This is a genomic window from Streptomyces sp. NPDC020958, from assembly GCF_055562175.1.
In genome coordinates, this window is sequence record NZ_JBVHFU010000006.1 from 1 (window position 1) to 12,249 (window position 12,249).

Consider the following 12,249-nt stretch of genomic DNA (forward strand, 5'->3'; position numbering starts at 1 on the left):
ACGCCCGGTTACATTCCGAACCCGGAAGCTAAGCCTCACAGCGCCGATGGTACTGCAGGGGGGACCCTGTGGGAGAGTAGGACGCCGCCGAACAATCTTTGGAGGACCCCTGGTCCCAGCGTTCAGCTGGGACCAGGGGTCCTTTTGTTTTTACAATGCTTGCGGTACCTAAGACAGGAGTCACCATGTCCACCAACTCTCCCGACGACCGACCGGAGCGCGACCAGCGGCGACGGGACAGTGGTGACCGTAACGACCGTGGGGACCGCGGTGGTTACGGCCGGCGCGATGTTCGTCGTGACGACAGCCGCGGTGGCGGTGGCGGCGGTTACGGCCGACGTGACGACCGGCGTGACGACCGGCGTGGTGACGATCGTGGTGGATTCCGCCGCGACGACAACCGTGGTGGTGGCGGCGGTGGTTACGGCCGTCGCGACGACAACCGCGGTTCCCGTCCGGGGTTCCAGCGTGATGACCGCCGTGACGACAGCCGTGGTGGCAGTGGTGGTTACGGTCGTCGTGATGACCGTGGTGACCGTGGTCCGCGTCGTGACGACCGCGGTGACCGTCCCGCGTTCCGCCGTGACGACCGCCGCGATGATCGCCGTGATGACCGGCCCTCCTTCCGGCGTGACGACCGTGATGACCGCGGTGGGTTCCGTCGGGACGACCGGCGTGACGACAGCCGTGGCGGCGGTGGCGGCTACGGCCGTCGCGACGACAACCGCGGTGGCGGCGGTGGCGGCTACGGCCGTCGCGACGACAACCGCGGTGGCGGCGGTGGCTACGGCCGCCGTGACGACAGCCGTGGTGGCAGTGGTGGTTACGGTCGTCGTGACGACAGCCGTGGTGGCAGTGGTGGTTACGGTCGTCGTGATGACCGTGGTGACCGTGGTCCGCGTCGTGACGACCGCGGTGACCGTCCCGCGTTCCGCCGTGACGACCGCCGCGATGATCGCCGTGATGACCGGCCCTCCTTCCGGCGTGACGACCGTGACGACCGCGGTGGGTTCCGTCGGGACGACCGGCGTGACGACAGCCGTGGCGGCGGTGGCGGCTACGGCCGTCGCGACGACAACCGCGGTGGCGGCGGTGGCTACGGCCGCCGTGACGACCGGCGCGACGACCGCCGTGACGACCGCGGTCCCCGCCGTGACGACAGCCGCGGTGGCGGTGGCTACCCCCGCCGCGACGACAGCCGTGGCGGCAGCGGCTACCCCCGCCGCGACGACCGCCGTGACGACCGCCGTGACGACCGCGGCCCCCGCCGCGACGACAACCGCGGCGGTGGCTTCCGCAGGGACGATCGCCGGGACGACCGTCGTGACGACCGGCGCGGAGGTGGCTTCCGTGGCCGCGACGACCGTGACCGGGACCGCGACCGCGACCGGGAGCCGATCAAGAGGCTGCCGATCCCGGAGGACGTCACCGGCGACGAGATCGACAAGGACGTACGCCAGGAGCTGCTGAGCCTGCCCAAGACGCTCGCGGACGACGTCGCCAGGAACCTGGTGATGGTCGCGCGGCTCATCGACGAGGACCCTGAGGGCGCCTACGGCTACTCCAGGGTGGCCCTGCGGCTGGCGTCCCGTGTCGCCGCCGTACGTGAGGCGGCCGGGTTCGCCGCGTACGCGAACCAGAAGTACTCCGAGGCGCTCGCCGAGTTCCGGGCGGCTCGACGCATGACCGGCAACGTGGACCTGTGGCCGGTGATGGCCGACTGCGAGCGTGGACTCGGGCGGCCGGAGAAGGCGCTCGACATGGCCGGCGCCCCCGAGGTGCACAAGCTCGACAAGGCCGGCCAGGTCGAGATGCGGCTCGTCGCCGCCGGTGCCCGGCGTGACATGGGGCAGCTGGACGCGGCGATCGTGACCCTGCAGAGCCCCGAGCTGGCGTCCAACTCCGTCCAGCCGTGGACCGCGCGGCTGCGGTACGCCTACGCCGACGCCCTGCTGGCCGCCGGCCGGGTCGACGAGGCACGCGAGTGGTTCGCCAAGGCCGTGGAGGCCGACCGGGACGGCAGCACGGACGCCTCCGACCGGCTGGCCGAACTGGACGGGGTCGAGTTCGTCGACGCCCTGGACGAGGACGAGGACGAGGACGAGGACGAGGACGAGGACGGGGACGACGCGGACGACAAGACCGAGGTCACGGTCACGGCCGACGGCAGCTCCGAGTCCGGCAGCTCCGAGTCCGGCAGGTCCGAGTCCGGCAGGTCCGAGTCCGCGGCCGATGGGACGGCCCACGAGCCCGACACCGACGACGGCGCCGACGACGGCAGCCACGACGACACCGAGCGGGACTGATCCCGGGCGCGTGACATAGCGGCTACCGGCGTGACACAGCAGAAGGGGCAGGCTCCGATCCGGGGCCTGCCCCTTCCGCGTTCCGCCTTCCCCAGGGCGTTCAGACGTCGAGCGCCCGCAGCACCAGCCCCGAGGCCGGCTTCGGACCGAAGGACGTCGACTTGCGGGGCATCGTCACACCCTGGCGGGCGAGGTCACGGACGACCTCCTCGCGGACCGGGTGCATGAGGACGGCCGTACTGCCGTCCTGTTCGGCCTTGGTGACCGTCGCCGCCGCGTCGTGGATGTAGGCGATGTGGGCGGGGGAGTCCTCGGGGATGTGCCAGACGTGTTCGAGGAGCGTGGTGTGCAGGACGGTGGCGTCCAGGGTGCGCCAGGCGGCCGGGCGGTCGGCCGGGACGGTGCGGGCCAGCAGGTCCGGGTCGGGACGGTCGAGGAGATGGAACGTGCCGTCGCCGGCCAGCAGGAACGCGTTGCCGGCGCAGGCCGCGTCCGCGAGCGCCTCCTGTGCTTTCGGCAGGGTCACCTCGAGCCGGCGTACCCGGAAGTGGCCCTCGACGGCCGTCAGGGCGTCCGCGACCGGCAGGCCGTGCAGCAGGCGGTGGATGGCGCGGACGCGCAGCGGGTAGCGGGCGGTGTCCACGAGGAGCACCAGGCCGTAGTCCCAGGGGCTGGGGGAGGCGTGCTCCGCGCGCAGCCGCAGGTAGGTGGCCCAGCGGTGGTGGCCGTCGGCGATCAGGGCCTGGTGGTGGGCCAGATCGGACTGGATACGGGCCACCTCGGCAGGGTCGGTGACCGACCAGAGGCGGTGGTGGAAGCCGTCCTCCGTGGTGGTCGCGAGCAGCGGGGGCCGTCCGGTCGTGGCCTCGACGACCTCGGCGGCGGTGCCGTCGCCCCGGTAGGTGAGCAGCAGGGGTTCCAGGTTGGCGGAGGTGGCGCGCATCAGGGCCGCCCGGTCGGCGACGACCGGGGGCATGACCTCCTCGTGCGGCAGCACCACGCCCTCGGACGGCTCCGAGACGCGCAGGGCGCCGATGACCCCCCGCTGGAGCAGGCCGTTGTCGTCGCGCTGTTCGTAGACGTACAGGCCGGGTTCCGGGTCCAGGGCGAGGATGCCCTCGGCCTGCCAGCGGCGCAGGGTGTCCGCCGCCTGTCCGGTGCGGGCGCTGGGGGTGCCGGCCTGGGGAAGGATGAGGCGGACGATGTTGTGCGGGTCCGCGGACTGGAGGTGGTGGACTCCGTCGGGGCGTACGACGACGTCGTACGGCGGGGAGGTGACGGCCGCCAGACTGCCGACCCGGTCGGGGTCGTAGCGAAGGCCTCGGAACGGGGTGAGTTCCAGGCCTCGGCGCTCCGTTGCTTCCGAGTGACCTGCAGTGTTCATCCCGGCATCGTACGTGTGTCGATGCGTGCGGGATGATCGGTGGGGAAGGCGGGTCGAGCGAGAGTGACAAGGAGCGATGGGGAATGAGCCAGGGCACCAGGACTGGTCCCGAGGGCAGCGGACAGGCCCTGAGCACGGCGTACGACACGGCGCTGCTCGATCTGGACGGGGTGGTGTACGCGGGTGGCAGCGCGATCGCGCACGCCGTGGAGTCGTTGGAGAGGGCCCGCTCGGGCGGCATGCGTCTGGCGTACGTCACCAACAACGCGCTGCGGACGCCGGACGCGGTGGCCGGGCATCTCACGGAGCTGGGGATCCCGACGGAGGCCGCCGACGTCATCACCTCGGCACAGGCGGTGGCGCGGCTGATCAGTGAGCAGGTGCCGGCCGGGGCGCGGGTGCTGGTGATCGGGGGTGAGGGGCTGCGGGTCGCGCTGCGGGAGCGGGGGCTGGAGCCGGTGGAGTCCGCCGACGACGATCCGGCTGCCGTGGTGCAGGGGTTCGGCGGGCCGGATCTGCCGTGGGGCCGGTTCGCCGAGGCGTCGTACGCGGTGGCGCGCGGGGTGCCGTGGTTCGCGTCCAACACGGATCTGACGATCCCCAGTGGGCGCGGGATCGCGCCGGGCAACGGCGCGGCGGTGGAGGTGGTGCGGATCGCGACGGGTGCGGAGCCGCAGGTGGCGGGCAAGCCGCTGCCGCCGATGCACCGGGAGACGATCCTGCGGACGGGCGCGAAGCGGCCGTTGGTGGTCGGGGACCGGCTGGACACCGACATCGAGGGCGCGTTCAACGGCGGGGTCGACTCGCTGCTCGTGCTGACCGGCGTCACCGACGGGCCCGGGCTGCTGGCCGCGCCGCCGCAGCACCGGCCGACGTACGTGGACGCCGATCTGCGGGGGCTGCTCACCGGGCAGCCGGACGTGAGCGCCGAGGGTGACGGGTTCCGGTGCGGGGGGTGGACCGCCACGGCCGGAGCGGAGGAGCTGGAGCTGTCGGGTGACGGGGAGGCGCTCGACGGGCTGCGGGCGTTGTGCGCGGCGGCCTGGACGGCGGCCGGGGAGGGATCCTGCGGGCTGGACGGGGGCAAGGCGCTGGCGCGGCTCGGTCTCTGACGGCCCGAGGGCTCCGCGCCCGCGCGGGCGGCGTGCGTCGGCGGCACCGGACACCGCATTCTTGCGAGGGTAGGCTAACCTAACTACGTGTTGGTCGACAGTCTCCCCGAGCAGCGCGCGGTCACCGCCCCCGCGCCCCCAACCCACCGGGCGATACGGTCCCTTGGTCTTCTCGGTTCCGTCGGGATCCTGGTGCTCGTCGCCCTGGCGAGCATCGCGATCGGCGCCAAGGAGCTGCCGTTGGAGCAGGTCTGGCACGGTCTGTTCCACGACACCGGGACGTACGGGGACGTGGTCGTCGACGAGCGGCTGTCGCGGACCGTCCTCGGCCTGCTGGCCGGTGCCGCCCTCGGCCTGTCCGGGGCGGTGCTCCAGGCGCTCACCCGCAACCCGCTGGCCGACCCCGGGCTGCTCGGCATCAACGCGGGCGCCTCGGCCGCCGTGGTCACCGCCATCACCTTCTTCGGCGTCACCACGCTGCGCGGCTATGTGTGGTTCGCGTTCGCCGGCGCGGCCGTGGTGGGTGCGCTGGTGTGGTTCCTGGGCGGCAGCCGGGGCGCCACCCCGGTACGGCTCGCCCTCGCGGGCACCGCGATCAGCGCCGCGCTCTACGGCTATCTCCAGGCCGTGATGATCACGGACGGCGCGGCGCTCAACAAGCTGCGCTTCTGGACGGTGGGTTCGCTGGCCTCGGCGAGCGACGCGACGATCGTGCAGGTGCTGCCGTTCCTCGCGGCGGGCACCCTGCTCGCCCTGGGCCTGGCCCGGCCGCTGAACGCGGTGGCGATGGGCGACGACACCGCCCGTGCCCTCGGCGCGAACCTGGGCCGTACCCGGGCCCTCGCCATGCTCGCCGCCACCGTGCTGTGCGGCGCGGCCACCGCGGCCTGCGGTCCGATCGCCTTCGTCGGCCTGATGGTGCCGCACGTGGTGCGCTCCTTCACCGGCCCGGACCTGCGCTGGATCCTGCCCTACGCGACGGTCCTGTCGCCGGTGCTGCTGCTCGGTGCCGACGTCGTCGGCCGGGTCGTCGCCCGTCCCTCGGAGCTTCAGGTCGGCATCGTCACCGCGGTCATCGGCGGGCCGGTCTTCATTCTTCTCGTACGACGGCGGAGGACGGCCCAGCTGTGAGGAACACGCGTACCCTGCGCACCCCCGGCGGGCTCTCCGTGCGGGCGGACGTGCGCGCGCTGGTCGTCGTGGTGGCGCTGCTGCTGGCCGCGGCTGCCGCGAGTGTCGTGCTGATCGGCACCGGCGACTTCCCGATCTCCTTCGGTGACGTGCTCAGGACGCTGGCCGGCGACGGCACCGCCGGGCAGGAGTTCGTCGTCGACGAACTGCGGCTGCCCCGGGTCCTGGTCGGTCTGCTGGTCGGTGCCTCGCTGGGGCTCGGCGGCGCGCTGTTCCAGTCGATCTCCCGCAACCCGCTGGGCAGCCCGGACGTCCTGGGCCTGACCCAGGGCGCCACGTCCGGCGCCCTCGTCGTGATCGTGCTGCTGTCCGGCAGCGCGACCCAGGTCACCGTCGGTGCGCTGATCGGCGGCCTGCTGACCGGTCTTGGCATCTATCTGCTCGCCTGGAAGCAGGGTGTGCACGGCTACCGTCTGGTCCTGGTCGGTATCGGTGTCTCCGCGATCGTCACCGCGGTCAACGGCTATCTGCTCACCAAGGCCGACCTGGTGGACGCCACCCGCGCGGTCGTCTGGATGACCGGTTCCCTCGACGGCCGTGACTGGAGCCAGGTCTGGCCGCTGCTCGCGCTGTGCGCGGTCCTCGTCCCGCTGGTCCTCGCCAACGCCCGGGGCCTGCGCATGACGGAGATGGGCGACGACGTGTCGTACGCCCTGGGGGTGCGGGTGGAGCGGGTGCGGATGCTGCTCATGGTGTCCGCGGTGCTGCTGACCGCGGCCGCCACCGCCGCGGCCGGTCCGGTGAGCTTCGTGGCGCTCACCGCTCCGCAGCTCGCCCGCCGCCTGACCCGCTCACCGGGACCCAACCTGGTGGCCTCCCTGTGCATGGGTGCCGCCCTGCTCGTCACCGCGGACTGGGCGTCCCAGCGCGCGTTCGGCGCCGACCAGCTGCCCGTGGGCGTGGTCACCGGCGTCCTCGGCGGTGTCTACCTGCTCTGGCTCCTTGTCACCGAGCGCAGGGCGGGCCGGATATGAGCCCGATCCCCACCGGCGGGACGAACGACCCGAGGAGCACTGTGAACCGCCTGTCCGCCGAGAACGTCACCCTCGCCTACGACCGGCGGGTCATCGCCGAGCAGTTGTCGGTGGAGATCCCCGACCACTCCTTCACGGTGATCGTCGGTCCGAACGCCTGCGGCAAGTCGACGCTGCTGCGCGCCCTGTCCCGGATGCTCAGGCCCAGCCAGGGCCGGGTACTCCTGGACGGCCAGGTCATCCAGTCGATGCCGGCCAAGAAGGTCGCCCGCACCCTCGGCCTGCTCCCGCAGTCGTCCGTCGCGCCCGACGGCATCACCGTCGCCGACCTGGTCGGCCGGGGCCGCTACCCGCACCAGGGCCTGCTGCGCCAGTGGTCGGCCGAGGACGAACGGGTGGTCCAGGAGGCGATGGCTCAGACCGGGGTCGCCGAGCTTGCCGACCGCTACGTCGACGAACTCTCCGGCGGGCAGCGCCAGCGCGTCTGGATCGCCATGGCGCTCGCCCAGCAGACCCCGCTGCTGCTCCTCGACGAGCCGACCACCTACCTGGACATCCAGCACCAGATCGACGTCCTCGACCTGTGCGCGGAACTCCACGAGGAACAGGGTCGGACCCTGGTCGCGGTCCTGCACGACCTCAACCACGCGGCCCGCTACGCCACCCATCTGATCGCGCTCAAGGGTGGCCGGGTCGTCGCGGAGGGCGCCCCGAACGACATCGTCACCGCCGCACTGGTCGAGGAGGTGTTCGGGCTGGCCTGTCAGGTGATCGACGACCCGGAGACGGGGACCCCGCTGGTGGTGCCGGCGGCCCGGAAGGCGAGGGCCGGCACGCGGGGGGCCGCGGCGAGCGGGGTCACAGCAACTTCCTGAGCCGGAACAGGTCCAGCAGGTGGGCCTCCAGCTTCACCCGGCCCGAGCCCCAGGCCCCGGCGAAGTTCAGCTCGCCGTCCACCAGGGCCACCAGGTCGTCGCCGGCCATGGCGAGCCTGATCTGCGCCTTCTCGCGCGGCGGCCCGGGGAACGTCTCCGCCACGTCGATCCGGCCGCCGGTGAGCCGTCCGGCGAAGGTGACGTCCAGGTCGGTGATGTGGCAGCTGACCGTGCGGTCCATGGCGGCGGCCGCCCGGACGTCGCCCTCGGCGCCACCCATGTTGTGCGAGAGCTTCTCGAGTGCGGCGCGGCACTCCTCGATCGTGGCCATCGCGATCGACGGTACCCCAGCGGTTCGGGGTAGCGTCGGGGCATGACCGACTCTGTGCCCGAGGGCCCGGTGGCGGAGGCGGCGGAGACGAACCCGGTCGCGGTACCCGCCGAACCCGAGTACGACCCCGCCGCCCCCGCCCCGCTGGACATCCCCCGCACCCCCACCGGCAACACCGAGGTCGACGCCCTGCTCGACCGGCTGGGCGACGCCGACCACCTCGGCACCGACGGGCATCTGGAGGTGTACGAGGATGTACACCGGGGACTGCGCGACGCGCTCACGGCGCTCGACACCCGCCCGGGACCTCCGGGGCCCCCGGTGCCCGCACCGTCGTACCACCAGAGCAGGAGCTGAACCCACCGTGGCAGGAGTCGCACGTCGCCGTCTAGACGCGGAGCTGGTCCGCCGGAAGCTGGCGCGCTCGCGCGAGCACGCCAGCCAGCTGATCGCCGCCGGGCGGGTGTCCGTCGGCAAGACCGTCGCGACCAAGCCGGCCACGCAGGTGGAGACCGCCGCGGCGATCGTCGTGCAGAGCGACGACAGCGATCCCGAGTACGTGTCCCGGGGCGGCCACAAGCTCGCGGGCGCGCTCCAGGCGTTCGTACCGCGGGGGCTCGTGGTGGCCGGGCGGCGGGCGTTGGACGCCGGGGCGTCGACCGGCGGGTTCACCGATGTGCTGCTGCGGGCGGGCGCCGCGCACGTCGTCGCCGTCGACGTCGGGTACGGCCAACTCGCCTGGTCTCTGCAGAGCGATGAACGCGTCACCGTCAAGGACCGTACGAACGTACGCGAGTTGACGCTTGAAGCGATCGATGGGGAGCCTGTGGATCTAGTCGTGGGTGATCTGTCCTTCATCCCGCTCGGGCTGGTGCTGCCGGCCCTGGCGCGGTGTGTGAAGCCGGACGCCGACCTGGTGATGATGGTCAAGCCGCAGTTCGAGGTGGGCAAGGAGCGACTGGGCAGCGGGGGAGTCGTACGCAGTCCGCAGCTGCGGGCGGAGGCCGTGCGGGGGGTTGCCGACAAGGCGTGGGAGCTGGGGCTCGGGGTGAACGGTGTCACCGCCAGTCCGCTGCCCGGTCCGTCGGGCAACGTCGAGTACTTTCTGTGGCTGCGGGCCGGCGCACCCCAGTTGGATCCGGCCGATGTTGACCGTGCAGTGGCGGAGGGGCCGCGTTGACACAGAACCGAGCTCGTACTGTTTTCCTCCTCGCCCACACCGGGCGGCCCGCGGCGATCCGCAGCGCCGAGCTGGTGGTGAAGGGGCTGCTGGCGGCGGGAGTCGGTGTACGGGTACTGGATTTCGAGGCCCGGGACCTGCCGTTGCCCGACGAGGTGGAACTCGTCGAGGAGGCGTCGCCGCACAGCCTCGACGGCTGTGAGCTGCTGATCGTGCTCGGCGGTGACGGGACGCTGCTGCGCGGCGCCGAGTTCGCGCGTGCCTCCGGGGTGCCGATGCTCGGCGTCAACCTCGGGAGCGTCGGGTTCCTCGCGGAGGCCGAGCGGGACGACCTGGACAAGGTCGTCGACCGGGTGGTGAGCCGGGCGTACGAGGTCGAGGAGCGGATGACGGTCGACGTCGTCGTGCACCGCAACGGGGACATCGTGCACACCGACTGGGCGCTGAACGAGGCGGCCGTGCAGAAGGCGGGCGCCGAGAAGCTCCTGGAAGTCGTGCTGGAGATCGACGGACGGCCGGTGACGGGGTTCGGGTGCGACGGCATCGTGCTGTCGACGCCGACCGGGTCCACCGCCTACGCCTTCTCCGCCGGCGGGCCGGTGGTGTGGCCGGAGGTCGAGGCGCTGCTGATGGTGCCGATCTCCGCGCACGCGCTGTTCGCGAAGCCGCTGGTGACGTCGCCGGACTCGGTGCTCGCGGTGGAGGTGCTGCCGCACATCCAGCCGGGGGTGCTGTGGTGCGACGGACGGCGGACGGTGGAGCTGCCGCCGGGAGCGCGGGTGGAGGTGCGGCGGGGCGCGGTGCCGGTGCGGCTGGCGCGGCTGCACCACGCTTCGTTCACGGACCGGCTGGTCGCGAAGTTCGCGCTGCCCGTCTCCGGCTGGCGGGGGGCGCCGCACTAGCGGTTCGAGGGGGGCGGCGGGGGGCGTCGGCGAGTGCGGGTGATTCGTGGCTTGTCGCGCAGTTCCCCGCGCCCCTCAGGCAGGGACACTCGCCCGAGTGACAAGGGCACCTCGCACTTCTCGGCCCCGACCTCGTAAGGTCTTCTTCGTGCTGGAAGAGATGCGGATACGGTCCCTCGGAGTCATCGACGACGCCGTCGTCGAGCTGTCGCCGGGGTTCACCGCCGTCACCGGTGAGACCGGTGCGGGCAAGACCATGGTGGTCACCAGCCTCGGGCTGCTGCTCGGCGGGCGGGCGGATCCGGCGCTCGTGCGGATCGGGTCCGAGAAGGCGGTCGTCGAGGGGCGCGTCACCGTGCCCGCGGGCGCCTCCGCGGGCGTACGGGCCGAGGAGGCCGGTGCCGAGCTGGACGACGGGGCGCTGCTGATCAGCCGTACCGTTTCCGCCGAGGGGCGTTCCCGGGCGCACCTGGGCGGCCGGAGCGTGCCCGTGGGGCTGCTCGCCGAGCTCGCCGACGACCTGGTGGCCGTGCACGGGCAGACCGACCAGCAGGGCCTGCTGAAGCTGTCCCGGCAGCGCCAGGCCCTCGACCGGTACGCGGGCGACGGCGTCGCCGTGCCGCTCGCCAAGTACGGCGAGGCGTACCGGCGGCTGCGGGCCGTGACGGTGGAACTGGACGAGATCGTCACCCGGGCGCGTGAGCGGGCCCAGGAAGCCGACATGCTGCGGTACGGGCTGGAGGAGATCGCGGCGGTGGAGCCGCGGCCCGGCGAGGACGTGGAGCTCGCCGAGGAGGCCGAGCGGCTCGGGCACGCCGAGGCGCTGTCGTCGGCCGCGACCGCCGCGCACTCCGCGCTCGCGGGCAACCCCGAGGACCCCGAGGGCATCGACGCGGCCACCCTGGTCGCGGGCGCCCACCGGGCCCTGGAGGCCGTACGGTCGCACGACCCGGCGCTCGCCGCGCTCGCCGACCGGATCGGTGAGATCGGGATCCTGCTGGGCGACGTGGCCGGGGAGCTGGCCGGGTACGCCGACGACCTGGACGCCGACCCGCTGCGGCTGGCGGCCGTGGAGGAGCGGCGGGCCGCGCTCACCGCGCTGACCCGGAAGTACGGCGAGGACGTCGGCACGGTGCTGGCCTGGGCCGAGCAGGGTGCCGCGCGACTCGGTGAACTCGACGGCGACGACGAGCGGATCGACGAGCTGACCGCGGAGCGGGACGCGCTCCGTGCCGAACTGGGCGGACTCGCACAGGCGTTGACCGACGCGCGGACGGAGGCCGCCGAGCGGTTCGCCGCGGCCGTCACCGCCGAGCTGGGCTCCCTGGCGATGCCGCACGCGCGCGTGTCCTTCGCGATCCGGCAGACCGAGGACCCCGAGGGCGTGGAGGTCGGCGGCCGTCCGGTGGCCTACGGTCCGGCGGGCGCCGACGAGGTCGAGCTGCTCCTCGCCCCGCACCCCGGCGCCCCGCCGCGCCCGATCGCCAAGGGCGCCTCCGGCGGTGAGCTGTCCCGGGTGATGCTCGCGGTGGAGGTCGTCTTCGCGGGCACCGACCCGGTCCCGACGTACCTCTTCGACGAGGTCGACGCGGGCGTGGGCGGCAAGGCGGCGGTCGAGATCGGCCGGCGCCTCGCGAAGCTCGCCAGGTCCGCGCAGGTCGTCGTGGTCACCCACCTTCCCCAGGTGGCCGCCTTCGCCGACCGCCAGTTGCTGGTCGAGAAGACCAACGACGGCACGGTCACCCGCTCCGGCGTGAAGGTCCTGGAGGGCGAGGAGCGGGTCCGGGAGCTGTCCCGGATGCTGGCCGGCCAGGAGGACTCGGAGACGGCCCGGGCGCACGCGGAGGAACTGCTCGCGACGGCCCGCGCGGACCGCTGACAGAACACGGGGCGGCGCGGCGGCGCGCCGTCCCGCGCCCGCCTCGGCGGGCCCCTTTCTTCACTCTCCCGGGTGACACGCTCCGGCGCATTGCCCCGGCCCGCCTCGGTATGTG

The 12,249-nt window shown here is 73.0% G+C and carries 12 protein-coding genes and 1 rRNA gene; 11 read left to right on the forward strand and 2 right to left on the reverse strand.

Features of this window, described 5'->3' with window-relative positions:
- From rrf to ACZ3KP_RS19245, 3 genes are all read left to right on the forward strand, one after another.
- Positions 1 to 93, forward strand: a 5S ribosomal RNA gene (gene rrf, locus ACZ3KP_RS19235); the annotation flags it as partial.
- Between the two features lie 150 nt (positions 94 to 243).
- Positions 244 to 1,470, forward strand: coding sequence for a hypothetical protein (locus ACZ3KP_RS19240; RefSeq protein ID WP_467501274.1), 1,227 nt, complete (start codon positions 244 to 246; stop codon positions 1,468 to 1,470).
- Positions 1,407 to 2,306, forward strand: coding sequence for a tetratricopeptide repeat protein (locus tag ACZ3KP_RS19245; protein ID WP_467501275.1), 900 nt, complete (start codon positions 1,407 to 1,409; stop codon positions 2,304 to 2,306). Before ACZ3KP_RS19240 ends, ACZ3KP_RS19245 begins: the two co-directional genes overlap by 64 nt.
- Before the next feature lie 100 nt (positions 2,307 to 2,406).
- Here the strand turns inward: ACZ3KP_RS19245 and ACZ3KP_RS19250 are convergent, their stop codons facing one another.
- Positions 2,407 to 3,690 carry a DUF1015 domain-containing protein gene (locus tag ACZ3KP_RS19250; protein WP_467500980.1) on the reverse strand — a complete coding sequence of 428 codons (1,284 nt, stop codon included), beginning with the start codon at positions 3,688 to 3,690 and terminating at the stop codon, positions 2,407 to 2,409.
- A gap of 83 nt (positions 3,691 to 3,773) precedes the next feature.
- On the opposite strand from ACZ3KP_RS19250, the gene ACZ3KP_RS19255 reads away from it, so the two are divergent.
- From ACZ3KP_RS19255 to ACZ3KP_RS19270, 4 genes are all read left to right on the forward strand, one after another.
- Positions 3,774 to 4,802, forward strand: coding sequence for an HAD-IIA family hydrolase (locus ACZ3KP_RS19255; protein WP_467500981.1), 1,029 nt, complete (start codon positions 3,774 to 3,776; stop codon positions 4,800 to 4,802).
- Positions 4,803 to 4,889: 87 nt separating this feature from the next.
- Positions 4,890 to 5,933: a FecCD family ABC transporter permease gene (locus tag ACZ3KP_RS19260; protein WP_467500982.1), complete on the forward strand. Its 1,044-nt coding sequence runs from the start codon at positions 4,890 to 4,892 to the stop codon at positions 5,931 to 5,933.
- Entirely contained in the window at positions 5,930 to 6,967 is a 1,038-nt protein-coding gene (locus ACZ3KP_RS19265; RefSeq protein ID WP_467500983.1) for a FecCD family ABC transporter permease, read from the forward strand. The genes ACZ3KP_RS19260 and ACZ3KP_RS19265 overlap by 4 nt, the downstream gene beginning before the upstream one ends.
- The gene (locus ACZ3KP_RS19270) at positions 6,964 to 7,842 is read left to right on the forward strand and encodes an ABC transporter ATP-binding protein (protein WP_467500984.1); all 879 of its coding nucleotides are present in this window, start codon (positions 6,964 to 6,966) and stop codon (positions 7,840 to 7,842) included. The genes ACZ3KP_RS19265 and ACZ3KP_RS19270 overlap by 4 nt, the downstream gene beginning before the upstream one ends.
- Here the strand turns inward: ACZ3KP_RS19270 and ACZ3KP_RS19275 are convergent.
- On the reverse strand, positions 7,826 to 8,173 hold the full coding sequence (locus ACZ3KP_RS19275; RefSeq protein WP_467500985.1) for an SCP2 sterol-binding domain-containing protein: 348 nt from the start codon (positions 8,171 to 8,173) through the stop codon (positions 7,826 to 7,828). The two genes, ACZ3KP_RS19270 and ACZ3KP_RS19275, sit on opposite strands and share 17 nt — an antisense overlap.
- Positions 8,174 to 8,215: 42 nt before the next feature.
- Here ACZ3KP_RS19275 and ACZ3KP_RS19280 point away from each other — a divergent pair, with 42 nt between their 5' ends.
- The 4 genes from ACZ3KP_RS19280 (at position 8,216) to recN (ending at position 12,134) form a co-directional block, all read left to right on the forward strand.
- Positions 8,216 to 8,530, forward strand: a complete 315-nt coding sequence (locus ACZ3KP_RS19280) for a hypothetical protein (protein ID WP_467500986.1) — start codon at positions 8,216 to 8,218, stop codon at positions 8,528 to 8,530.
- A gap of 7 nt (positions 8,531 to 8,537) precedes the next feature.
- Complete coding sequence (locus tag ACZ3KP_RS19285) at positions 8,538 to 9,353, forward strand: TlyA family RNA methyltransferase (protein ID WP_358987750.1); 816 nt, start codon at positions 8,538 to 8,540, stop codon at positions 9,351 to 9,353.
- The gene (locus ACZ3KP_RS19290) at positions 9,350 to 10,255 is read left to right on the forward strand and encodes an NAD kinase (RefSeq protein WP_132889008.1); all 906 of its coding nucleotides are present in this window, start codon (positions 9,350 to 9,352) and stop codon (positions 10,253 to 10,255) included. The genes ACZ3KP_RS19285 and ACZ3KP_RS19290 overlap by 4 nt, the downstream gene beginning before the upstream one ends.
- A 160-nt stretch (positions 10,256 to 10,415) precedes the next feature.
- On the forward strand, positions 10,416 to 12,134 hold the full coding sequence (gene recN / locus ACZ3KP_RS19295; protein ID WP_467501276.1) for a DNA repair protein RecN: 1,719 nt from the start codon (positions 10,416 to 10,418) through the stop codon (positions 12,132 to 12,134).
- Positions 12,135 to 12,249: the final 115 nt, after the last annotated feature.